The organism is Ralstonia sp. 22111, from assembly GCF_052045895.1.
GTDB lineage: Bacteria > Pseudomonadota > Gammaproteobacteria > Burkholderiales > Burkholderiaceae > Ralstonia > Ralstonia wenshanensis.
The window spans coordinates 49746-72850 of record NZ_JBQEPR010000003.1 but is presented as its reverse complement, the minus strand read 5'-3'; the positions used below and the strand labels follow the sequence as shown (position 1 = coordinate 72850).

At 64.8% G+C, this 23105-nt stretch carries 22 protein-coding genes; 8 read left to right on the top strand and 14 right to left on the bottom strand.

Features of this window, described 5'->3' with window-relative positions; all coding sequences use genetic code 11:
• Window positions 1-83: 83 nt before the first annotated feature.
• Window positions 84-1031: a LysR family transcriptional regulator gene (locus tag ACTJK4_RS09440; RefSeq protein ID WP_414561875.1), complete on the bottom strand. Its 948-nt coding sequence runs from the start codon at window positions 1029-1031 to the stop codon at window positions 84-86.
• Between the two features lie 127 nt (window positions 1032-1158).
• Here ACTJK4_RS09440 and ACTJK4_RS09435 point away from each other — a divergent pair, with 127 nt between their 5' ends.
• Entirely contained in the window at window positions 1159-1785 is a 627-nt protein-coding gene (locus tag ACTJK4_RS09435; RefSeq protein WP_343620196.1) for an FMN-dependent NADH-azoreductase, read from the top strand.
• A 143-nt stretch (window positions 1786-1928) separates the two neighbouring features.
• Here ACTJK4_RS09435 and ACTJK4_RS09430 read toward each other — a convergent pair whose 3' ends face one another.
• Window positions 1929-2075: a hypothetical protein gene (locus ACTJK4_RS09430; protein ID WP_232039835.1), complete on the bottom strand. Its 147-nt coding sequence runs from the start codon at window positions 2073-2075 to the stop codon at window positions 1929-1931.
• Window positions 2076-2522: 447 nt separating this feature from the next.
• On the opposite strand from ACTJK4_RS09430, the gene ACTJK4_RS09425 reads away from it, so the two are divergent.
• A complete protein-coding gene (locus tag ACTJK4_RS09425; protein ID WP_260801500.1) occupies window positions 2523-2654 on the top strand; it encodes a hypothetical protein in 132 nt (43 codons plus the stop codon).
• Between the two features lie 37 nt (window positions 2655-2691).
• On the opposite strand, the gene ACTJK4_RS09420 is transcribed toward ACTJK4_RS09425, so the two are convergent.
• The 3 genes from ACTJK4_RS09420 to ACTJK4_RS09410 form a co-directional block, all read right to left on the bottom strand.
• Window positions 2692-4362, bottom strand: a complete 1671-nt coding sequence (locus tag ACTJK4_RS09420; protein WP_440077354.1) for a S10 family peptidase — start codon at window positions 4360-4362, stop codon at window positions 2692-2694.
• Window positions 4286-5884, bottom strand: coding sequence for a S53 family peptidase (locus ACTJK4_RS09415; protein ID WP_440476785.1), 1599 nt, complete (start codon window positions 5882-5884; stop codon window positions 4286-4288). The genes ACTJK4_RS09420 and ACTJK4_RS09415 overlap by 77 nt, the downstream gene beginning before the upstream one ends.
• Window positions 5885-6016: 132 nt before the next feature.
• Window positions 6017-7075 (bottom strand): hypothetical protein, encoded by a 1059-nt coding sequence (locus ACTJK4_RS09410; protein WP_433867874.1) that lies wholly within the window; start codon window positions 7073-7075, stop codon window positions 6017-6019.
• A gap of 890 nt (window positions 7076-7965) precedes the next feature.
• Between ACTJK4_RS09410 and ACTJK4_RS09405 the strand changes: the two genes are divergently transcribed.
• Complete coding sequence (locus ACTJK4_RS09405) at window positions 7966-8307, top strand: DUF1488 family protein (protein WP_004627574.1); 342 nt, start codon at window positions 7966-7968, stop codon at window positions 8305-8307.
• Window positions 8308-8377: 70 nt separating this feature from the next.
• Here ACTJK4_RS09405 and ACTJK4_RS09400 read toward each other — a convergent pair whose 3' ends face one another.
• From ACTJK4_RS09400 to ACTJK4_RS09390, 3 genes are all read right to left on the bottom strand, one after another.
• Complete coding sequence (locus tag ACTJK4_RS09400) at window positions 8378-10075, bottom strand: AMP-binding protein (RefSeq protein WP_232039839.1); 1698 nt, start codon at window positions 10073-10075, stop codon at window positions 8378-8380.
• A 152-nt stretch (window positions 10076-10227) separates the two neighbouring features.
• Window positions 10228-10749: a hypothetical protein gene (locus tag ACTJK4_RS09395; RefSeq protein ID WP_440077356.1), complete on the bottom strand. Its 522-nt coding sequence runs from the start codon at window positions 10747-10749 to the stop codon at window positions 10228-10230.
• A 143-nt stretch (window positions 10750-10892) separates the two neighbouring features.
• A complete protein-coding gene (locus ACTJK4_RS09390) occupies window positions 10893-11777 on the bottom strand; it encodes a LysR substrate-binding domain-containing protein (protein WP_147218306.1) in 885 nt (294 codons plus the stop codon).
• A gap of 131 nt (window positions 11778-11908) precedes the next feature.
• Here ACTJK4_RS09390 and ACTJK4_RS09385 point away from each other — a divergent pair, with 131 nt between their 5' ends.
• Together ACTJK4_RS09385 and ACTJK4_RS09380 are read left to right on the top strand one after the other, a co-directional pair.
• On the top strand, window positions 11909-12667 hold the full coding sequence (locus tag ACTJK4_RS09385) for a sulfite exporter TauE/SafE family protein (RefSeq protein ID WP_440077357.1): 759 nt from the start codon (window positions 11909-11911) through the stop codon (window positions 12665-12667).
• Between the two features lie 17 nt (window positions 12668-12684).
• Window positions 12685-12963, top strand: a complete 279-nt coding sequence (locus tag ACTJK4_RS09380) for a hypothetical protein (protein WP_232039843.1) — start codon at window positions 12685-12687, stop codon at window positions 12961-12963.
• A 247-nt stretch (window positions 12964-13210) separates the two neighbouring features.
• On the opposite strand, the gene ACTJK4_RS09375 is transcribed toward ACTJK4_RS09380, so the two are convergent.
• From ACTJK4_RS09375 to ACTJK4_RS09360, 4 genes are all read right to left on the bottom strand, one after another.
• Window positions 13211-13729 (bottom strand): hypothetical protein, encoded by a 519-nt coding sequence (locus ACTJK4_RS09375; RefSeq protein WP_440077358.1) that lies wholly within the window; start codon window positions 13727-13729, stop codon window positions 13211-13213.
• Window positions 13726-14979 (bottom strand): exo-alpha-sialidase, encoded by a 1254-nt coding sequence (locus ACTJK4_RS09370; protein WP_440078068.1) that lies wholly within the window; start codon window positions 14977-14979, stop codon window positions 13726-13728. The genes ACTJK4_RS09375 and ACTJK4_RS09370 overlap by 4 nt, the downstream gene beginning before the upstream one ends.
• Window positions 14979-17297 (bottom strand): TonB-dependent receptor, encoded by a 2319-nt coding sequence (locus ACTJK4_RS09365; protein WP_440077359.1) that lies wholly within the window; start codon window positions 17295-17297, stop codon window positions 14979-14981. Before ACTJK4_RS09365 ends, ACTJK4_RS09370 begins: the two co-directional genes overlap by 1 nt.
• 80 nt (window positions 17298-17377) lie before the next feature.
• Complete coding sequence (locus tag ACTJK4_RS09360) at window positions 17378-17779, bottom strand: DUF2946 domain-containing protein (protein ID WP_232039846.1); 402 nt, start codon at window positions 17777-17779, stop codon at window positions 17378-17380.
• 188 nt (window positions 17780-17967) lie between these two features.
• Here ACTJK4_RS09360 and ACTJK4_RS09355 point away from each other — a divergent pair, with 188 nt between their 5' ends.
• Together ACTJK4_RS09355 and ACTJK4_RS09350 are read left to right on the top strand one after the other, a co-directional pair.
• Window positions 17968-19149, top strand: a complete 1182-nt coding sequence (locus tag ACTJK4_RS09355; protein ID WP_440817688.1) for a hypothetical protein — start codon at window positions 17968-17970, stop codon at window positions 19147-19149.
• A gap of 85 nt (window positions 19150-19234) precedes the next feature.
• A complete protein-coding gene (locus tag ACTJK4_RS09350) occupies window positions 19235-20257 on the top strand; it encodes a TraB/GumN family protein (RefSeq protein WP_440817686.1) in 1023 nt (340 codons plus the stop codon).
• A gap of 4 nt (window positions 20258-20261) precedes the next feature.
• Here the strand turns inward: ACTJK4_RS09350 and ACTJK4_RS09345 are convergent, their stop codons facing one another.
• Window positions 20262-20570 (bottom strand): DUF1272 domain-containing protein, encoded by a 309-nt coding sequence (locus ACTJK4_RS09345; protein ID WP_440817684.1) that lies wholly within the window; start codon window positions 20568-20570, stop codon window positions 20262-20264.
• 21 nt (window positions 20571-20591) lie between these two features.
• Complete coding sequence (locus ACTJK4_RS09340) at window positions 20592-21545, bottom strand: sugar-binding transcriptional regulator (RefSeq protein WP_440817681.1); 954 nt, start codon at window positions 21543-21545, stop codon at window positions 20592-20594.
• A 216-nt stretch (window positions 21546-21761) separates the two neighbouring features.
• Here ACTJK4_RS09340 and ACTJK4_RS09335 point away from each other — a divergent pair, with 216 nt between their 5' ends.
• On the top strand, window positions 21762-23087 hold the full coding sequence (locus ACTJK4_RS09335; RefSeq protein WP_373407719.1) for an ABC transporter substrate-binding protein: 1326 nt from the start codon (window positions 21762-21764) through the stop codon (window positions 23085-23087).
• Window positions 23088-23105 lie beyond the last annotated feature (18 nt).

Below are 23105 nucleotides of genomic sequence, written 5' to 3'. Positions count from 1 at the left end.
TGCGCGAATGCCGCTCAAGGCACCCGCGCCAATGGGAGAAGCGAAGCCGTTGATGATACTGCCGATTCGCATTCGTTGCAGAGTCAACGATCGGGTTGCCGGACGATGTCCTCATAACAACGGCTGACATTTGCCGTCATGCCGGGCAACTCTTCTGCAAGAAATTCAATGAATGCGCGCACGGCCGGTACCAGCCCGCGGCGTGACGGAAACACTGCGTGAAACTGGTGCACCGGCAAGCGGTATTCCGGCAGCAGCACGACCAGCCGCCCATCGCGCACCGGCTCCGCGCACAGGTTGAACGGCAGTTGCGCAACGCCAATCCCGGCCAGCGCCGTCTGCCCCATCAGGTACAAGTCGTCCGTCACCAGCGCGGGGGTGTAGTCGATATCGACCGCGCCGCCTTCGGGGGCGGTCAGGCGCCAGCGCGTCCGCTCTCCGGCCGTGCCGTCGACGCCCACGCCCATCACGCCGCGCATCGATTCCGGCGTCTCCAACGGGCCATGCTCGGCAACAAATGACGGGCTGGCGACGAGCACCTGATCGCTCACGCCAAAGCTGCGCACGACAAGGTTGGAATCGTCCAGCGTCGAGCGCACGCGCAACGCGACGTCGTAGCCGTCGCCGATCACGTCGACACGGCGGTTCGTCACGTCCAGCTCCAGCCGCACGTCGGGCTGCGCACGCAGGAATTTCGACAGCACGGGTGCGATGAAGACGTGCGCCACGCCCACCGGACAGCTCACGCGCAGGCGGCCGGAAGGTTTTTCGCTGGCATGCTCGGCCACCTCGAAGGCGGCGCGGGCGGCCTGCGTCATCGATTCGCAATGCGTAAAGAACGCCGAGCCCACGTCCGTCACATGCACCGCCCGCGTTGAGCGCTGCAGCAGCCGCACACCCAGACGTGTCTCGAGATCGGCCACGCGGCGGCTCACGCGCGATTTGGGAATCCCCAGCGCCCGGGCGGCGCCGGAAAAACTGCCGTGCGTCACCACACTGGCAAACAGGACGAGGTCGTTCAGGTCTTCCATGGCCGTTCTCCAAAGCTCCGGCGCATTGTCTCACTCATAGAACGATGTGTGTCGATTCGACCCACTACTGGAACCTGCTGCATCGCACTATCTTTGCAGCAACCCACCTTTTTCTTGGAGAGACACCATGCAAGTCCTTCACATTGATTCCAGCATCCTCGGTGACGCCTCGGCCTCGCGCCTCCTGAGCGCCGCCATTGTTGACGAGCTGCGCCGCGAAAACCCCAGCACCACCGTCGTCCACCGTGACCTGTCGGTCGAAGCGATTCCGCACCTGGACGGCGCTATTGCCGCCGGCTTTCGCGCCACGGGCGCCGATGATTTTGACGATGCCACCCGCGCCGAGCATGCCCGGTCAGAAGCGCTCGTGAATGAACTGCTCGCCAGCGACGTAATCGTGGTGGGCGCACCGATGTACAACTTCTCGGTGCCCAGCCAGCTCAAAGCCTGGATTGACCGCGTGGCGCAAGCCGGCCGTACGTTCAAGTACACGGAAAACGGCCCGGTTGGCCTGGCCGGTGGCAAGAAGGTGATCGTTGCGTCGACACGCGGCGGCATGTACTCCGCCGGCCCGGCAGCCGCCATGGATTTCCAGGAGGCCTATCTAAAGACCGTCTTCGGCTTCTTTGGCATCACCGATGTGCAGTTCGTACGCGCAGAACGCCTGGCGATGGGCCCGGACGCCCGCACGCAAGCCCTGGAAGCAGCACACGCCGCCATGCGCGACGTTGTCAGCCAGGCCGTGGCAGCCTGAGCGAACACGGTTGCGGCGCAACGGGACGCGCCGCAACCGGCATCGCAGAATGCCAAACGGGCGCCAGCAGCAATGCGGCGCCCGTTTTCGTTTTTACTGGCGTGACAAGAAGATGGGATCGGCGCAGATGGCCGATCGGCAGATCACTCGTCGCGGTGTTCGCGTGCCTCGTGCATCGCTTCGAGCATCCGGCGCGTACGCAGCTTGTTCCACATGACCGGCGCGACGATCGCGGTAGCGATCAAGCACGGTGCGGCCCAGGCGATGGTGGATTCCAGAAGATTCGTCATGATGCGTCCCCCGATGTGTTGCCGATGCGCACGGTTGGGCGGCGCGCATCGCATGGTCCCCGCAGGGCTTTGCTGCCTCGGCTGGAGCCGAGACGCCCTGACATCTATATGAACGGCTATCGGCGCTGTGCGTTCAAACTTGAAGCCCAACGTTTGCCGTTTGTTCTATTTCCCGCCGATCTCGAGGATCTGTCAATACTGTGGCGATAAGTTCGTGGAACATTGTGGCGCTGTGCTGACAGTGCCTGAACAGGCCCGAGCGGCTCCACAGTCTGATCGCAAAGGTAACGGCAAATTACGGCAACCGTGACGCAAGCGTTGCCAGCACGGGGCGGGCCGTCGATTACCGGCCTGAACGTCACAGTTTTTCTTACAAACGGTAAAGCACGGTTTCGAGGGGTGTCCATACAGTGAAGCCAAGTCCAACGATCACCACGGAGCCTCATCATGAAACGCACCATCGCCCTCCTCATCCTTGCTGCTGCCGCCACCTCTGCGCTGAGCGCGTGCGTAGTGGTGCCGGCAGGCGGCTATTACGACCGCCCGCATTACTACCGCCCGTACTACCGCGGCTATTGATCCACACATTGCGCGGCGCGGCCTGCAAGCCCGCCGCTCAGGCCTTGCGCGCCTGCAGCATGCGGATGCGCGCGACAGCCTGGTGGTCGGTCGTGGCAGCGTCGTAAAGGCGCGCCAGATCGGCCTTCAATGCCGTGCGCGAACCGCCGTCCAGATACACCATGTGCCCCGACGGATAGAACCCCGCCGACAGGTTCCCGCGCACGCCCGCATCCAGCAACGGCATCGCCTTCAGGTCCAGCATGGTCTGGTAGAACGGCGTGACGAAGTCGTAATAGCCGTTGGCGGAGAACACTTTCAGATCCACGTTCAAGCTCATCGTGGCCGCCAGGTCGCCGGCGGTGTAAAGGGCAACGTTGCCGTTGGCATCAAGCCCTTTCTGCGCGCCGGTCGGGTCGGTGTGACGGAAGTCCCAATGGCGGAAGGCTTGGTCGTTCAAATCCGTGAAGGCGGAGTTGGACGTGAACTTCAGGTCGTCGTTCAGGTAGGTGTTCCACATGGCGGTGTAGACGCCCGACACTGCCGTCATGGTCGGATCATTGCCGCCCGAGTTCGGATCTACGCTGGCTGCAATGCCGGTGTGGATGCCCGTGACGCGGCCGTCGTACGCGCCCAGCGACAAGCCCTTGTCGGCCAGCAGCGTGGTCAGGAACAGCGACGTGCCCGCGCCGTCATAAGCTGCCACATCCAGCCGCCAGCCCTGCAACGTCGCCGCATCGATGCCGGTATAGGCAGACAACGTTTTCAGCACGGCCGGATCGGCATGCGTGGGCTTGGCAAGCGCTTTTTCGTAATCGGTGCTGGCAAATACGGCGGCAGCTTCGGCAAAGTCGCCCACATCCGCGGGCAGTGGCCCGCCCTTGGGCGAGGTGGCTCGCTTGTGGAACCACGCATCCGCCGCACAGGTCGGCAACAGCCCCACCGGGTTGCCCGCCTGCGTGTAGTCGAGGATGGACGACTGCAGCGTGATGCCGTTCAGGTCGACCCCGTCTTCATGCAACACATACGACAGCACGCAGGAACGCGCCGTGCCGTAAGACTCGCCAAACAGAAACTTCGGCGAATTCCATCGATCATTGGCCGTCAGCCAACGCTTGATGAACTGCGCGATGCTGCGCGCGTCCTGGTCAACGCCCCAGAAATCGAGGTTGCGCTTGGGCGCGATGGCCGTCGAATAGCCGGTGCCGACCGGGTTGATGAAAACCAGGTCGGAGCGATCGAGCAGGCTGTCCGGGTTGTCTTCCATGCGATACGGCGCGGGCGGCGTGAACGACGGCATCGATGTCACGATGCGGCGCGGTGCGAACGACCCCAGCAGCACAAATACCGCCGAAGACCCCGGCCCGCCGTTATAGAAGAACGTCACCGGCCGCGCCTGTGCGCCGCCCGCTGGCGCATCCGCCACAAAGGCCACGTGGAACATCTTGGCCGCAGGCTGCGAACTGCTCGGGTCTACCGTGACGAGGTGGCCGGCATGCGCGGTGTAAGCGATATTGCGTCCGCCGATGCGCACGGTGTGATGCGTGATCGCCATGCCCTCGCTGGTGTCGGTCACGTTGTCGTCGGGGCCGTTGCCGTATGCGGTGGGGTCGAAGAACGGCTGGTCGGTGGTGGTCATGCGTGCCTCGCTGCTAGAAAAGGTTCGCGATTGCGTCGCCCTTGGGGCTGCCCAAGCCTGTGCAGGCGTCCCAACCGGGCGCGGCGGCAAAGGTGCCGTTGTTGCCCTGCTTGATGTCGTTGAACGCGGCGGGGTTCTGATACAGCCGCGCATGCAGATAACCCGCCGGGCGCCCCTTGATGGCGTTGATGCGTGCGATGAGCGCGGCCCACAGCGGTGCGGCGGCGCTGGTGCCGCCCACTACGCCGGACTCCCCATCCACGCGGACGACATAGCCGGTCAGCGGGTCGGCATCGGCCGAGACATCAGGCACGCCGCGCCGCGCCAGCGGCACACTCTCGCCGCCGGTTTGCTGCGCGGCCAGGCCCTGCTGCCAACTCGGCAATGCAAAGACGGTGCTCACCCCGCCGCCGCCCGCGCCGCCTCGTGCGCCGTCGTTCCAGACGGTTTCCTCTGCGATGCGGTTTCCGCTGGCACGCACGCTGGTGCCGCCACATGCCAGGGCGTACGGGCTGGAGGCGGGAAAGTCGACGTGATCTGCACGATCAGACTGGCCGTCGCTGGAGCCGTTGTCGCCCGAGGCCGCACACACCGTCACGCCCATGGTTGCGGCGCTCTGCAGCGCGGCGTTGACGGCTTGCATGGCCTGCGGCGTCCAGGCGTTTTCGGGCGCGCCCCAACTGATGGAAACCACCGAGGGCCGCAGCTTGGTGTCATGGATGGCGGCGTTGATGGCTTGCACGAAACCGGCGTCGGTATTGACGGTGAAGTACACAGCCAGCTTGGCGCCCGGCGCCGCAGCGCCTGCCACTTCCAGGTCGAGCATGACTTCGCCGTCGGGCCCGCTCGGGTCGCCGGTCGGGCGGTTGGCGCCCGGCCCGACCGGTATGGCCGTCACCGTCGGCATCGGCACGCCCACCTCCTGGAAGTACGCACGCAGATCGTCTTCCCGATAGCCGCCGCCAAGCTCAACAAACGCAATGCACTGGCCGGCGCCATCGCCCTGCGGAAAGCCGTAGAGCTGCGCGAGCTGCACCGGCGTGTACGACGCAGTGGGCGCCGCACGGGCGGGCCGGATGCCTCCCGGCTCAACCGATCCGGTAGGCAACGGCACAAAGCGAAAGTGCGGCGCCGCCTGCGGGCGTGAGTCGAGCCCCAGGACGGCAACCACCACGTCCTGCAATGATTCCGGCAACCGCAGCGGGCCCGAACGTCCGCGGTATTCGCAGTCGCCGTGTGCCACGCGGTGCAGGTGCGTATCGAACGCCCGGCAAAATTGTTCGACGGAGCCTTCCAGCATGACCGTGGCAGCGGCCACGTTCACTTCGACCACTTGCAGGCCCTGTTCGCGGGCAAAGGTGCGCACGGCGTCGATGTCGTCCGTGGCAGCGCCAAACTGGGCGGCCCATTCTTCGCGGGTGAGCGGTGTGGGCGGTGGCGTTCCGGCGGCATGCGCGTGGACGAATCCGGACAGGCGCGCATCGAGCTCAGCCTCGTTCGGGCGGCGCAATTGCACGAGCGCCCGGATCTGCTCTGCCGGATGCGCATCGCCGAGGATGCGCGCGTCTTCAGGAATGGTGCGCTCGCTGCCGCGCAGGGGGTGCCGGACCATGGGCCATCTCCATGTAGGTAGGTGGCCTGTGCGTCGCAACCGGCGTGCCGAGGTACGGAGGGTGCCGACAGGATGCGGCGCCACCTCCAACCACGTTAGGCGATGGCTTGCCCGCTTGATCTACAGCGTTCGTCAGTCGGCAAAATCGGCGCTGCTGGCACCTTCTGCTGCGTGCTGCGGCTTGCCTTCGGCAAAGGCACGGCGGATCAGTGCGCCGCATGCCGCGCTGCGCACATAGGCCCGGGGGGCCAGAGTCTCGCGCACGAGCATGCCGTAGTGCTGCTTGTCAGCGGTGATCCACGGATAGAAGCCGAAGGCGCCGGCAGAGCTGAACGCACCGTCGCCGCCGGGCTGGTCCTCGATCCAGTAGTTGAGCGCGTAATGCCACGGCAGTGCGGCCGGGGTGCTGACAGCGGTTGAGCACGTGCCCGGCTCGGTGCAAACAGCATGCTGGCCGAGCATCTTGCCGAGCTGGTATTCGCCGCGAATGAGGCGACGCAAGAACTGGCCATAAGCCGCCGGTGTGGCGATCATTCCGCCGGCCGGTTCAGGTGCGAGGTAGCGAATGCCGAGTGGCTGGCCGGAATCGCGCAGGCCCGGAGCATTGGCAAGCTGGCGGTCGAGGTCGTTGTTGAGCGCCTCGGCGTCGGCACGGCCCAGACCGAGATCCATCAGCAGCTTCTGATCATGGCCGCCGTTGTAGCTGAAGCGGCCAACGTGCCCAGGCGTGAAGGTCGCGTTACGGCCGCGCGCAAAGCAGCTTTGCACGGTGTCGTTGCGATTGCACAGCAGAGGATTGAGCCCGTCGTAGCCCGAGCGCATGGTGAGCGCATCGATTTCGGCAGGTGTGGGCTTACCTTGCGCACGCTCCACCACGTAGGCACCAAACACCCATTTGGATGCCGATGCCAGCCGCACCGTCTTGTTGGGCCCGATCCGCTGGCCCCGCTGACCGTGCATCAGTTCGCCATGGGCGTCACCGATTTCCCAGTAGTAATCGCCCAAGCGCTGACAACTGCCGGCATTCGCGAGTGTGGATTCCACGGCGGCACGGCGCGTTTCCAAGCTCGGTACACCCGCGTGCGCCGCGGCCGTTGCCACCAACGCTGCCCATGCCACCAAAGCGGCGCCCGTCCCTCGCCCGAACCCTGCGAACGCCCTGTTGTTCTGGGCGCGTCTTGCTTGCGTCATGTCGATGTCCTGCTCGTTTTCTGATGCCTAGCCAGCCCGGCGGCACTGTACCGCAGCACGCGTGGTATTTCGCTGTTTTGACGCAGGGGTGCCTGCTGCTGTGCAGTCTTGCAACATGTCCTCCGCGAACGCGCATGACTGTATCGGCGGCACCTTGCAGGCAGGTTGCGGGGACTCCATCGGTATGCGTTTCAAACGTAAGCGTTTGCGCGTCGATTAATCGTCTTGGCGAGTGATGAAAATCACTTCATATTCGAACCCCCAATATGTCCTAAACCTCCCGTTTATGAGCCAAATGGAGGATAAGAATCATGCCAAGGGGCGCTAGCGGTCTGCAGAGAGTGTCCTAGAATGCAACCGAAGAATAGTAGATTTAAATAAAACTAAATACGCGGCAGCGGCGAGCTTTCGGGAGCGGGCCATGGGAACAATCAAACGGGGAACAGCGAGCTTGAGTGCTCGCCTGGGGTGGGAACGTCACCCTGCTAATTGGCAGGTGATCCCTACGCGTCGGCGCCTTTTTCAAACACGCCTTCCGGCAACGCGCACCTCCACCGTTTTGCTCTGGATTCTGGCCATCTCGATCACCGTCGGTGTCGGGCTGATGCACCAATTGTGGTAACCAAAAAAACATAAAGGAATTTTGTACGGGGAAGGTCGCAGCGCGAGAGCGAACCCGCAGTCAACCACCGAATTGACAGACCGTATAACGGCACCGAGGGATAGTCCGACCCGCTTCACTGGGTCAATCGCATCCGGATGGATTCAGCATCTGGAGCATCGTCATCCCTCCATTCGGAAACAACGCTCCTGCATGTGGCCATTGCGCCGCGAAAGCGGCATGTGGGGCTCGCCGCTCAACCGGCGCGCCTGATCAATGGGGGAGCATCATGAACATTTCATTCACCGGCAAGACCTTCAGGTCCGTAGGCGACCTGTTCTTCCAAGCCATCGTCGACGGCAAGGTCGTGAGCTGTTTCGTCACATCTGAAGCGCTCTCGCTTTGCGATTGCGCGCATCAAAAAATCACGGCCGAAGAGGTCTATCGCAATTACCGCGACTGGATCGAATTGGCTGCGTCGGACCTGATCCGCGCTGGCTCGCTCGCACCGGTCATCGTGCGCGGCCGCGACCTGGCCGCTTCTCGTGCCTCGCTGCCGCACGGTGGCGTGCCGGCCTACGATCTGGATCGCGCGCGTCAACTGCGGCTGGTCCCGCGCTCGTCGCGCTGATAGCGCTGGCGCAGCGGAACGTGCGGTCGGGGGGCCGCACGTTCCGTGAGTGCCAAAGCTCAACGCACGATTAATCGGCCGGGAAATCCTCTTCCCAATATTCCTGCAGGTTGCGTACGCCCGCGGCGCTTTCGCTGCGCGTGGCTTCACGCATGCGCAATTCGACGCGCCGGATTTTGCCTGAGATGGTTTTGGGCAGATCGGCAAACTCGATGCGGCGCACGCGCTTGTACGAAGCCAATCGGCTACGGCAAAAGCCAAGGATGTCGCGCGCCAGTTCCGGCCCGGCTTCGTGCCCCGCGCGCAGCACCAGGAAAGCCTTCGGCACGGCCAGACGGAGTGGGTCGGGGCTCGGCACAACGGCGGCCTCGGCGATGGCCGGGTGCTCGATCAGCACGCTCTCCAGCTCGAACGGGCTGACTCGGTAATCCGATGCCTTGAATACGTCATCGGCGCGGCCGACGTAAGTCAGGTAGCCGCTGTCATCGCGCGCCGCAATGTCGGAGGTGTGATACACGCCGCCGCGCATGGCCTCGGCGGTTTTGTCGGGGTTGCCGGCGTAGCCCTCCATCAGGCCGGTCGGGCGTGCATTCAATTCGATGCAGATCTCGCCCTCCTCCGCCTCGTGGCCGTCGGGGTCGCGCAGCGTGATGCGGTAGCCCGGCAGCGGCCGGCCCATCGAGCCCGCCTTGACCGGTTGCCCGGGGCTGTTGCCGATCTGGCAGGTGGTTTCGGTCTGGCCGTAGCCGTCGCGGATGGTGATGCCCCACGCGGCGCGCACCCGTTCGATCACCTCGGGGTTGAGCGGCTCGCCTGCGCCCACGAGTTCGCGCAGCGCGGGTTTCCACGCGGCCAGGTCTTCCTGGATCAGCATGCGCCACACCGTGGGGGGTGCGCACAGCGTCGTCACCTTGGCGCGGCACAGCACATCGAGCGCCGCCTTGGGCTCGAAGCGCGCGTAGTTGTAGATGAAGACGGTGGCGCCGGCATTCCACGGCGCGAAGAAGCAGCTCCACGCGTGCTTGGCCCAGCCCGGCGAGCTGATGTTCCAGTGCACATCACCGGGGCGCAGGCCGATCCAGTACAGCGTCGACAGATGCCCCACCGGATAGCTCGCATGCGTATGCATCACGAGTTTGGGTTTGGACGTGGTGCCGGACGTGAAATACAGCAACAACGGATCGCTGGCCTGCGTTGGTGCGTCGGGCTTGAATTCAGCGGAGGCATCGTAGGCGTCTTCAAAACGGTGCCAGCCGGCCGGCGCCTTGTCCGTACCGACCGCGATGCGTGTGAATGTGCCTGAGACCGCGTCCAGCTTGGCGCAATCTGCCCCGCCGACCACCACGTGGCTCACCTCACCCATGGCAATGCGTTCGCGCAGGTCTTCTGCCGTGAGCAGCGTCGTGGCCGGAATGATGACCGCGCCGATCTTGATGCTGGCGAGCATCACATCCCACAGCCCCGGCACGTTGCCGAGCATGAGCAGGATGCGATCACCGCGCTGCACGCCCAGCGCCCGCAAATGGTTGGCCACGCGCGCCGAGCGCTCCGCCATCTGTGCGAACGACAGCCGCGTCTCGTTTCCCTGATCGTCGACCACCCACAGGGCGATGGCGTCGTTGCCGCGCGCCATGGCGTCGAAATAATCCAGCGCCCAGTTGAAACGATCCAACTCGGGCCATACAAAATCGCGCACGGCGGTGTCGTAATCCTCACGGTGCGCGAGCAGAAAGTCGCGGCACCGCAGGAAAGCGTCCAGCGATGTCATGCCTGTCTCCTTGGGTTCGGAGCGCGGCGTTATGCACGCTCCAACTGCACGCGCCTCGTCCGGGCGCTACGGAAACGCACCTGCAACCAACATCGCCACTTATAGGAGGAATTCCTCCGCCAGACCAGCCCGGATTCTCCCGAGCCATGCGCTCATTGCGAGCGCGGCGGAAAACGCAGCGAGCGGCCGCCGCCCAGGCTCAGCCACGCCCAGGCCGCTGCGGCAACCACGGCACCCAGCACGACGATCCACTGAGCGCTGACCAGCATCAGCTCGATCGTGCCGGCCATGTCGGGCAGTATCTGCGGCCAGGCCGGCGCAAGCCAGCCGTCGGCGTCGAACCATGCGCCGCGTCCGGCGCCCGTGGCCAGTTCCACCGCCAACAGCGCCGCATTGATGGCCGCGAATGCCATGCCGCTGTGTGCCAGCAGGCGGCTGAACACCGGCAGTTCATACAGGGGCTTCATATATTGGATGTGCCGTGTGAGCGACCACGCGCACACGATGAGCAACGCTACGCTGATGGCGGCCATAGGCGCCGGAGTGCGCAGGCACACGCCCAGCGCGATCCACGCCAGCGCATGGATCTCGTGGCGCCGATAGATGCGCAGTGCACGCGCCGCGTGCAGCAGGCCGATCGGCGGAACACCTGGGGGAACACTGGCAGACGCCATGATGTGCTCCATGAGCGGAAGGTTGGTGCGGCGCCGCACGTCTGTAGCTGGGCAGCCCGCAACTGCTTGCAGTGTACCGACCGGTTTTCACCGGCGCGAGTTCAAACAACATCCCTCCGCCAAATGACGGACGCGCAACGCACTCAGGCCTCGCGCAAATGCTCGATCAACTGGCGTGCGAAGACAGGCAGATCATCGAAATGGCGCACGCAGATGCGCAGCAGGCGCGTCGCCCAGGCGTCGGTCAGGCGCACACGGCGGATGCCCATGGAGCGCTGCAGCCGGATCGCCGCATGCTCGGGAATGACGCCCACGCCCACGTTGCGTTCCACCATGCGGCAGACGGCGTCGAAGCTGCGCAGCCGCACGCGGTATTTGAGCCGATGGCCGGCGCGGGCGGCGTGCCCCGCCAGATAGGCCTGCAATGCGTTGTCGCCCGTCAGGCCGACAAAATCTTCCTGCAAGGTTTCAACGAAGGCCAATTCGCGGCGCTCGGCCAGCGGGTGGTCGCGCGCGGTCACCAGCACGAGGCGGTCGTGGCGGAACGGAAAGGTCTCCAGCCCGGACAGGTCGACCGCGTCGTTGACGATGCCGATGTCGGCGCGCCCCTGCGCAATCGCTTCGACAATCTCGTGGCTGACCAGCTCTTCCAGATCGACATCGACTTCAGGGTGTGCGGCCAGAAACGCGCTGAGCGTTTCCGGCAAGAACTCGGTCATGGCCGCCGTGTTGGAAAGCAGCCGCACGTAACCCTTGAGACCGCGCGCGTATTCGCCCAGCTCGCCGCGCATGCGATCCATCTGTTGCAGGACGACGCGGGCGTGGTGGACGAGCGTGCGGCCGGCTGCGGTCGTTTCCACACCGCGCCGGTTGCGCGTGAGCAGCGGGACGCCGAGCGTGTCTTCCATCCCGCGGATGCGCGCGCTCGCCGACGCCAATGTCAGGTGCGCACGCTCGGCCCCCGCCGTGATGCTGCCGGCTTCGGCGGTATGGAGGAAGAGTCGGAGGTCGGTCAGGTCAAAGCGCACGATGCATCTCAAAATTATCGCCAGCCTCAGTCTTGCACTGAGGCTAGGTCAATGTATCGCACATTGCGGCGGGGTCGCCAGTGTCCGAAACTGAGGCACCTAAAAACAAAACATCCCAGACATCGCCCCCAATGGAATCCACCACGCTGCTGCTTTTTGGCGCGGGCCTGCTCGCCGGCATGATGAATGCACTGGCGGGCGGCGGCTCGTTTGTCACGCTGCCCGCGCTCATGTTCGCGGGTGTGCCGTCGGTGTTTGCCAATGCGTCGAGCACGGTGGCGCTGCTGCCCGGCGCGGCCACATCGGCGTGGGCGTATCGCGGGGACTATCGCGGGTTCGGGCAGGTCTCGATGCGGGCCATGGTCGCGATCAGCCTTGTCGGCGGACTGCTCGGCGCGCTGCTGTTGATGAATACGTCGTCCCGCGCGTTCGATTTCATCGTGCCGTGGCTGCTGCTGATCGGCTCGCTCGCATTTACCTTCGGCAAACAGGCCGGTGTGTGGCTGCGCCAGCGCATGCAGATCGGGCGCACGACATTGCTGGTCGCGCAAGGTGCGTTGGCTATCTATGGCGGCTATTTTGGCGGCGCGGTGGGGATCATGATGATGGCGGTCTGGGCACTGTTCGGCCACGACGACATCAAAGCATTGAACGCCTCGCGCACGCTGCTGGTGGGCGCGACCAACCTCGTCGCCGTAGCCTGTTTTGCACTTGCCAGGATGGTGTGGTGGCCACAGACGCTGGTCATGCTGGTAGCAGCCGCGCTGGGCGGTTATCTGGGCGCGCATGTCGGCAAGCGCTTGCCGGTGCCGGTTGTGCGGGCGTTGATTTCCACCTTCGGTTTTTCGATGACGGCGCTGCTGTTCTGGCGCGCCTGGTCGCACGTTTGAGCATGAGGAGAACCGCCATGTCCCACATGCAACCTCATCCCGCACACCGCACGGCCGCGCCACGCGCCTATCGCGATCCGCTGGCCCACCGCGCGACGCGCGGTGCCTGGCACGCCCACATTGCTGAAACCGCCTCTGCCGAGCCGGAAATGGCGGGGGCGCAAGCGGTGTTTTATATCGCGCGTGGTGTTGCGGTCTTGCTGGCCGCCCTATCGGTGGGCCTGGGAGCCGCATCCAACGACGCAGAGCAACCTTCCACGGCATACCCCTCTTCTTCGCAGGCGACAGCGCGCTGACGGCGCGTTATCATCCGCCCCCCGCAGCACAGGCCCGTTCAATACCAATCCAGTATCGAGCGGGCAAAGAAAAAGCCCGCGGGCCGGGGGGCGGGCGGGCTTAACATCTTCAGCCTTTGACGACGAAAGATGGTCGGGTGTGCTTTGTGAACGAGCAATGCGCCGGAATTCACAAAGCGAGGCCATTATAAAAAGTGCGCGCCCCCCGCCATACCCCAACAACGAGGGGGGTCCGTGTCATTTCTGATTAATCCCTGAGCGCCGTGTCCAGCGCCTGCGGTGTCAGCAACCCGCTCGATGCATGACGCTTGCCGTCAGGACGCAGGATGATCGTGCGCGGCATCTCGCCCTGCCAGCCGGGATCAAGCGCGGCGCGCAGGCGCTCCGGCATGTCTTCGGCATTGGCGTATTGCGGCACACGTGCAATGCCGATCTTTCCGTCGCGGGCCAGCGGTGCCAGCGCACGGTTCAGCATCTCGGCCTGGTCGGGACCGTCCATCGACACCATCACCACATCCACATCTTGCTTGGCGGTGCGCCGCCATTGCGCGATCCGGGCGATGTTCTCGCGGCAGTAGCCGCACTCCAATGACCAGATTTCGACGATGAGCGGGCGCGCGTGCGGCGTCTGCAGCAGTGCCGGCACATCGCGGGCATGCAACGGTTGGAACTGCAGCGCACCTGCGGCCTGGGCGGCGAAGGTGGTGGTGAAGGCGGCGGCGGATAACGCCACGCCCACCGCAAACGATTTCCATCGAATCTTCATTCGGATGCCTCCAACGATGGATTGGACGAAGTGACATTGCCGATATCGATCAGCCGATAGCCCTCGGCCTGCGTGCGCCACGACAGATAGACATGGCCATCGCGTGCCAGCAGTTGCGGGTGGTCGCTGCCGCCATTGGTGCTTGCCAGGCTGGCGGGCGCTGTCCAGTGCGCGCCGCCGTCCGTGGATTTGCGCAGCAGGATCTGCATGCGGTCGTCGGCAAATTGTTTCCAGACCAGCCACAGCGCGCCGTCCGCGGCGAGCAATGCGGGGTGCGATGCCTGCGCGCCGGCTTGTGGCGAACCGGCAAAACCCCAAGCCTCGCCGATCGGTTTGCCGTCGGCCGAAAGCCGGCTGTAGAACAGCCCCGGCTTGTCGTGCAGTACGGAAAACCACGCCATGTGCCGCACACCATCGGCCGTCACGACCAACGCGGGACCATGGTGCGGACACGCATCGACGCGCCACTCCGAGAACGTTGCCCGCGTGACGGCAAGCGGCGTGTTATCGATCGGTAATGTCGCCAATGCGTGGTCACGAATCTGCCCGGCAAACACGTTGCGCCACAGCGCGAGCATGTGGCCGTCGGCATCGGGCGCCAGCGCAATGCGGCAGCATTCGCAGGTCTGGTCGATGATCTTGCGCTCGGGCGCGAAGGTGGCGCCACGGTCGGTCGACACGGTGTAATACACTGCCGCGCCGTCGTACGGCTGTTTGGCTGCCTGCGCGCGCAGCAGGTCACGCTTGTCGATCCACGTGACGAAGATGCGGCCGGCGCCATCGACCGCAATCGAATCGAAGCGGTGCGTAATCGGCTGGCGGTCGTGGTGCACGGTGACCGGCGCGCTCCACGTCTTGCCGCCGTCAAGCGAGCGCGAGAAACGTACGAAGCCCGTGTACGGCGCATCGAGCGGGCGCGACCAACTCACATAGAGCGCACCGTCCGGGCTGGCGATGACCTTGGGGCGGTTCTCGCCGTCGGTATAGATCGGCTCGGGTTGCGGGTTCACGCGCTGCGGCGTGGACAGCGTCTTGCCGAGATCGTTGGACGAGGCGACCACCACATGCGGCCCTTCCGCCCACGTCACCCACAAGCGCCCTGCCTTGTCGAACGCCGCCGACGTGGCGAGCTGCGGTTTGGCGGCAGCTTTGCCTGCCATGGCGCCGTGATCATGACCTTCGTGCGCGAGCGCCAGCGTTGCCGCAAAAGCCAGCAGCGCACCGGCTAGGAATCGAGGAATCGACTGCATTACAGACGCCATTTCAGTTGTCCATAGAAGGTGCGCGACGGATACGGGTGATACACGAAATACCGCCGGTCGGTCAGGTTGTCGACGCCCAGCGCCAGCGTGACGTGCTTGTCGATGCGGTAGCTGGCCTTGAGATCCACGGTGAAGAAGCTGCTGGTGCCACCGTAGACGTTCGGCAGCACATCGGTGTTGTCGAGCGTGCCGTATTGGCGGCCGGAGTACCGCACGCCCGCGCCGACTGTCCAGTCAGGCGTGGCATGCCAGCTCGCAAAGAGATTGGCGCGCACGCGCGGCATGCGCGGCCAGGTCTTGTCGACGTAGGTCGGGTTCGCGGCGTCGGCCAGCGTCTTCGATTGCGTGAAGGCGACGTTGGCTTCGACGTCCACGCCACGCACGCCCGCATCCTGCAAAACGTCCTGCCCCGAGTACGCCAGTTCGATGCCGCGCGTGCGCACGCGATCGACGTTCTGCACGTTCGTCACGTTGGGCGTGACGGTGATGTTGGTCTGCGTGTAGATGCTGTCGCGCACGTCGCTCTGGAACAGGCTGGTACGCAGCACGCCGTAAGGCACAGCCTGCTCGACGGTGAAGTCGAAATCGTTGGTGCGTTCCGGCTTGAGGTTCGGATCGTTGTTGACGATCGTGTTGCCGCTGATCGTGCCCTGGAACAGCTCCGCCACCGTCGGAAAGCGCACCGCACGGCCGTACGACAGGCGCAGCAGCGTGTCTTGCGTGGCCTGCCATTGGATGGCCGCCTTGGGCGAGAACGCGTCTTCGGTGCGGCTAGCGTAGCCCAAGCTGCTCGTGCCGTTGCCGAGCTGGCCGTTGTAGGCACGCCAGCTTTCATAGCGCAGGCCCAGCGTGGCGAGCCAGCGCGGCGCAAACGCCCATGCGTCCTGCAGGAACACGGCCTGCGTTTGCGTGTCGCCTTGGTAACTGGACTTCAACGTGGATAGCGTTTCCGCCGACCAGTTCGTCGCGTTGAAGGTCTGGTTGCGCAGGTGGTATTGGTCGTAGTGGTAACCGGTCGTGAAGGTATGGCCGGACACCGTGGGCGACGTCGCCTTGATGTCGAAGTTGGACCAGCCGGTGCCGTCGCCGTAGAACACCGTGCCGGGTCCATTGCCGGCCGCTGTGTTCGACGCGCGCAGGATGTCGCGCGAAACGTTGTAGGCCGATGCGTTGGTATCGATCTTCCAGCCACTGATCTTGCCCTTCACGCCCAGGCCGTAGAGCCAGTTTTCCTGGTCGCCGTTTTGCGGGGCAAAGGTGTTCGGGGCGATCGTGTATGGCGTGCCGTTGATCAGCACATTGCCGCCCGTGACCACGTTGCCGGCGGCATCGCGCAGGAAGCTGAGCGCCTGATCGTTGTAATGGTTCTCCCAATGGCCCAGCGTGAGCGATGCCTCCAGGCTGTCGCTGAACACGTAGCCGAATCGCAGCGTCTCTTGCAGCTGCTGCGTGCGCTCGAGCATCTGCGGCCCGAGAATCACGCGCGGCTGGCCGTTGGGCCCCAGATCCTGCCGCGCACCCGTGACCGGCACGGGCGTGCCGCCCGCCGTGAACCTGGAGTTGGGTGTGGCGTATTGCATCGGCTGGCTGTCGTTCTCCAGCCGGTCGACCGACAGCGCATACCAGAACTTGCCGATCCGGTCGCCCAGCGAGGCGCTCTCGTGGTTGCCGGTGACGTTGCGGGAAAAGCCGTAGGCATCGTTGTAGTGCTGGCTCATCACTTGCGTCTGCGCGGCGGCCTCGAACTTTTCGGGCCGGCGCAACGTCATCGCGATGGTCGTGCCCATCGAGTTACCCGGCAGCAGCGCAGAGAACGGCCCATACAGAATATCGACGCGCGCCAGGTCGTCCGGCCCGACCATCGACCAGCGCGGCGGGAAGCTGTAGCTGGAACCCAGCAAGTTCGAGAGCAGGATGCCGTCGGCATACAGCAGGCCGCGTGCACTTTGAATCTCGTTGAAGTCGCGGCCGGCGAAGATGGAGTTGCGGTCGCCAATGAAGCGGCGGCGCACCATCACGTTGGGCTGGTATTTGACGGCGTCTTCGGTGGTGACGACGTTGCGGTCGGCCAGTTGATCGGCTGTGACGCTCTGCACGACCGCCGGCGTATTGCGAGCGAACGGCGCGAGGTTGGCGTTGGCCCGCACCACGGTGGGAGCAAGTTCCTGCATGACAGGCACGGGCGCAGATGCCGCGTCCTCGGCAGCAAAAGCAGACAGTGGTGCCGCTGCGCCCAGCGCGAGCGCAGCACGGCACACCAGCGTGCGCCTAGGGGCGGCGGCCCCGGCGCGCTTGTGGAATGACATCGGACGGTCTCCGGATTGCGATGGCGTCGGCCCAAGCAGGCCGAACGCAAAGGCGCCACGGAGCTACGTCCGCAGGCGCGTCAGATCGACAACGACGCAGACACAGGAGGCGCGCGCGACTCGGCCACGCGCAGCGCACTGCGCGCGTAGACGGGCGCCGGGGTGGCCGGCTGCCGCACGCGATAGACGAAATGGGCGGAAGGAACATCGAGCGCCGGCAACGAGGCCAGCGCCAGCCCGGCGGCAAACCCCGGGCAATACAGACAGTGCGCCACGCTGTGGTGGGCGGCCGAATCGTCGGCGGAGCCATCGCCTTGCACGTCGATGGCGACCTGGACGGTGCTGCCATGCGGTGCCGTTGCGCTACACAGCTCGACGGCCAGCGTGCCCGTGGCGGCCGCGCGTGCGGAAGCGAGCACCGGCGACAGTACGTTCAGTACGATCGCAAGCCAGACGAGGAAGAGCCAACGGCGATGGAGCATGGATGGACAACGTCAGAATGTGGCGAGTATAGCGCTGCACACGGTTCCCCGAATTGCCTGCGGCACAGTGCCGCGCATAGGCAAAATCGGCGGAAATCGACGGGCGCTTGGATTGGAATTAGCCTTAATTATTGGATCAACTATAATTTATACCGACTCTCATAATCAGGTCTAAAACAGGGCTTTCCATGGATTCCGACACTGATACCGGCCGCTTCAACTTCCACCGCCAGGACCTTGCCAACACGCTGTGTGACAGCCTGGAAGGCAAGGGCTTGGCCGATGCGCGCTCCGGCCTGTTCCTGGCGGCGCCCCGGCGCACCGGCAAAAGCACGTTCCTGCGCGAAGACTTGGTGCCGGAGGTCGAACGCCGCAAGTGGATCGCCATCTACGTGGATCTATGGGCCGACCGTGCCCGCGACCCCGGATTACTGATCGCCGACGCTATCAAGACCAAGCTGGCCCAGTTCGACGGGCCGATCGCCAAGCTCGCCAAGCAGGCCGGCATGGAGAAGGTCGACGTGTTACGCACCTTCACGTTCAACCTCGGCAAGATCGGGCTGCCGCCGGGCATCACCCTGGCCGATGCGCTGGATGTGCTTTACAAAGCAGTGCAGCGGCCCGTCGTGCTGATCATCGACGAGGCGCAGCACGCGCTGTCCACCGAGGCCGGCACCAACGCCATGTTCGCGCTCAAGGCCGCGCGGGACCAGATGAACCAGGGGGTGGAAGAACCGCGCCTCTTCCTCGTCTTTACGGGGTCGAACCGCGACAAGCTTGCCAACCTGCTGCTCAATCGCACACAGCCGTTCTTCGGCTCGCGCGTGACCAACTTCCCGCTGCTGGGCCGGCCGTATGTGTCGGCGTACACGGCGTGGGTCAACCAGCACCTGGCGCCGAACAACCAGTTCAAGGAAGACGACATGTTTGCCGCCTTCCAGTTGGTCGGCCACCGGCCGGAGATGCTCAAAGGCATCGTCAGCGAGATCGCCCTGGAGCTGGGCGAAGCCGCCAGCCTGGGCGAGCTGCTCAAGCGCGGCGCGCAGGGGTTTCGCGACCGCATCTGGGGCGAGATCGAGAGCGATTACAGCGCGCTGACCGAAATCCAGCGTGCCGTGCTGGCGGTGCTGATCGAGCGCGGGCAAGGCTACTCGCCGTTTTCGGAAGACTCGATGAAGGCATATGCGGCCAAGCTCGGCCACAGCGAGTTTTCCACCGCCACGGTGCAAGCCGCGCTTGATGCGCTGCGCGACAAGAACCTGATCTGGAAGGAGTCCCGCGGCGCCTACGCGCTGGAAGATGAAAGCCTGGCGCTGTGGTTTCGCGAGACGCGAGGCGCGCATGCCGTGCCGCCGCGGTTGAGCAAGTAGCGCCGCTGATCGTCACGTGGGATGCAATGGCCCGCGCCCGCTAAACTGCACAGACGACCACAACAATATTTCGGGGAGCAGCCAAATGGCACGCAATCGCACCACGTGGCGCGCGCTGGCGGCCGCGTTTTTTCTGCTGACGGGCGCGGGCGCCGCTGTCGCGCAAGATGCAACGCCAGCACAGGCACAGGCCCCGGCCACGAACTGTCCGCCCCCGGCCTCCAGCTTCATCCCCAAGGACGGCTGGGCCGCCGCCGCGCAACGCGCGACCGACCACGGCCTGCTCTGGCGTATCGAAAAGAACGGTCACACCTCGTGGCTCTACGGGACGATCCATGTTGCGCGGGCCGACTGGATGCTGCCCGGCCCCACCGTGCGCAGCGCGCTTCAGCAGGTGGACAGCATCGCGCTCGAACTCGACCTGCTCGACAAGGGCACCGACCGCAAACCGCTCATCGCACACAACACGGCCGAAGATCGCCGCCTCATGGCGGGCCGGCGCGGTGAACGCTTCAACAAGCTGCTCTCCGCCGCGTGCCTGCCCGACACGGCGCTCACACAGATCCGCAAGTTTCAGCCGACCATGCAACTGGCCTCGCTGGCGGTGCTGGGAGTGCGCACAGACGGGCTCTATCCGGATTTCGGCATTGACCTGTTTCTGACGACCTACGCCAAGAGCGTGCATTTGCCCATCGTGCCGCTCGAAACGCTGGCGCAGCAGGTGCGCGTGCTCAACGAGATCGTGCCGAAGAACGAGGTCGCTCAGCAATTCGATACCGTGCTCGACGCGATTGAATCAGGCGAGGCGCGCACACAGACGCTCACGCTCGCCAACGCCTGGGCCGACAGCGACATCAGTACGCTGGAGCACTACCCCCAGTGGTGCGATTGCCTGAAAACGGCGTCGGACAAACGCGCCTTCCAACGCCTCGTGACGAACCGCAACCGCGCCATGGCCGAAAACATCGCGCGCGTGCACAACAGCGGCCAGCGCGTGTTTGGCGCCGTGGGCGCGTTGCACATGATCGGGCCCAAGGGGATTCCGGCGCTGCTGGCGGCACGCGGCTACAAGGTCACGCCGGTGTTACCGGCGCCTGCAGCGCGTTAGACCATCAGCGCTTTTCCGGCAGCGTGGCGCCGACAGCCGCCGCCAATTCGGCATGCGCGGCCAAGTCTGCGCGACGATGCTTGACTGTCGTGCTGGCCGGGTGCTTGCCCAGGAAGTTGCCGTTCTTCCAATCCTTCGACGGGCGGATCGGCCGTGCCGTAAAGCCGCCCCCGCAGTTCGGACAGACATTGCCGAACACGCCGTCTGCACACGTCGCGCAGAACGTGCATTCGAATGAACAGATGCGCGCGTGGGTCGCATCGGGCGGCAGCGCCGTGTTGCAGTGTTCGCAGGTCGGGCGGAGTTCGAGCATTGCGTCGTCGGTGTGGTGGGTTCAGTCCAATGCAGCCAGGATCTGCTGCGCGCAGGCTTCGTCGGTCACAAGGCCGGTCAGCCAGCCGCCTCGCAAGGCCGCCCCGATCGCGCCCGCCTTGGCCACACCGCCAGCAATGGCGATGACGGGGCGAGAGGGCATCGGCCTGAGCGGCAAGCTCGTGATGCGGGTCTGCAGCGGCGCCTCCAGCAAACGACCCTGGGCATCGATCGGCCTGCCGATCAACTCGCCGGCCGCGCCATGGGCGAGCAGATCATCCACATCCTTCGCGCTGATGAAGCCATCGACCTGCAATGCGCAACCCGGCCCGATCGTGCCGACCCCGATGAAGGTGACATCCGCCTGCGCTGCCAAATCGGCCACCACGCCGTAGAGCCGGTGGTGGCACCACTGGCGCGTGTCTTCGGCGCTGTCGGCAACGAGCGGCGCGGGCAGCAAGTAGTAGCGGCTGCGGGTTTTCTCCGCGGCGGCGAGTGCAACGTCGTAGCGGTTGGACGACCCATCCGCCGCAATCGCCCCAACCATCGAGACAATGCGGTGCTGCGGCCGGTCAAGGTCCGGCAGTTGGTCGATCGCGGCGCGCAGCGTGCGGCCCGAGCCGACGTTCACCACGCGCGGCGCATCGGCCAGCAGGTAGCGCTCCATGACTTCCGCGGCGGCCACGGCAATCATGCGTTGGGCAGCGTCTGCATCGTCGGCACTGGCCGGCACCACATGGCAGGTCTCCAGCCGGAAACGGCTGCGCAGGCTCTCCGCCAACTCCAGACACGCTGACACCGGATGCGTCACACGCACCTTCACCAGCCCGTGCTCCACCGCATAGGCGATCAACCGCTGGGCGATCTGGCGCGACACGCCCAGTTGCTCGGCGATGTCGTGTTGCGTGTGGTTGCCCACGTAGTAAAGCCACGCTGCACGCGCAGCCTGGTCTCGTTTTTCCTGCTGCTTGGACACGCAGCGCCTCCTCTAGAACCTCGGCGATATGGGATGCATCGTAGCGTGCTTTTGCTCTTTCAACGAGCATTTGCTTGACAAGAGCAACATCGCATCCGATTATTTGCTCACAACACGGACAATTGCTCAAATCCCGAAGCAAGTCCAGGCGGTGCGCCCGCATCGCCACATTCCAAGAAAGGAGACGACTGCATGTTCCGCACGCTGCTGCGCGGGATGGCCCGCCCATCCCGGCTACTCAAGCTGACCGCCCTCGCTGCCCTCCCGGCTTTTACCGCCATTTCCGCGCACGCCGCGCCCACCACGCTCACGATCGCCACGATCAACAACCCCGACATGATCGTGCTGCAGAAACTGTCGAGCCAGTTCGAGCAGGCGCACCCCGACATCAAACTGCGCTGGGTCACGCTGGAAGAAGGCGTGCTGCGCCAGCGCGTGACCACCGACATCGCCACCGGCAGCGGCCAGTTCGACCTGATGACCATCGGCGGCTACGAAGCGCCGCTGTGGGCCAAGAAAGGCTGGCTCACACCGCTGGACATGCCCGCCAGCTATGACGCGGCCGATCTGCTGCCGACGGTGCGCGATGGCCTCTCGCAGGGCGGCAAGCTGTTCGCCGTGCCGTTCTATGCCGAAAGCTCGATGACGTACTACCGGCGCGATCTGTTCAACGCGGCGGGCCTGAAGATGCCCGAGCAGCCGACGTATGACGACATCGCCAAGTTCGCCGCCAAGCTGCACGACCCCGCCAAGGGTGTGTACGGCATCTGCTTGCGCGGCCGCGCGGGCTGGGGCGAAAACATGGCGCTGGTATCCACCATGGTCAATACGTTCGGCGGCCGCTGGTTCGACGAGAAATGGCAGCCGACCATCGACACGCCGCAATGGAAACAGGCGGTCAACACGTATGTCGACCTGCTGAAGAAATACGGCCCGCCGGGGGCAAGCAGCAACGGCTTCAACGAAAACCTGGTGCTGTTCTCGGGCGGCAAGTGCGGCATGTGGATCGACGCCACGGTCGCGGCCGGCATGGTCAGCAGCGCGAAGGATTCCAAGGTGGCCGACAAGGTGGGCTTTGCGAATGCACCCATCGCCAGCACACCGAAGGGCTCGCACTGGCTGTGGATCTGGGCGCTCGCGGTGCCGAAGTCGTCGAAATCGCCGGAGGCTGCCAAGACATTTGCGGCGTGGGCGACATCGAAGGAGTACATCCGCGCCGTGGCCAAGGCGCAGGGCTGGGGCGAAGTGCCGCCGGGCACGCGCGCATCGACGTATGACGACCCGGCCTACCAGAAAGCCGCGCCGTTCTCGAGCTTCGTGCGCCACGCCATCGAGACCGCCAACCCGAACGATCCATCCGCACAGAAAGTGCCTTACACCGGCGTGCAGTTCGTGACGATTCCGGAGTTCCAGTCGCTGGGCACGGTGGTTGGCCAGGCGATTGCCGGCGCGCTCACAGGCAAGACGACGGTGGACGACGCACTCCGCGTCTCGCAATCGCAGGCACAGCGCGCAATGCGCCAGGGCGGCTATCTGAAGTGATGCAGCCGCTGCTGCGCC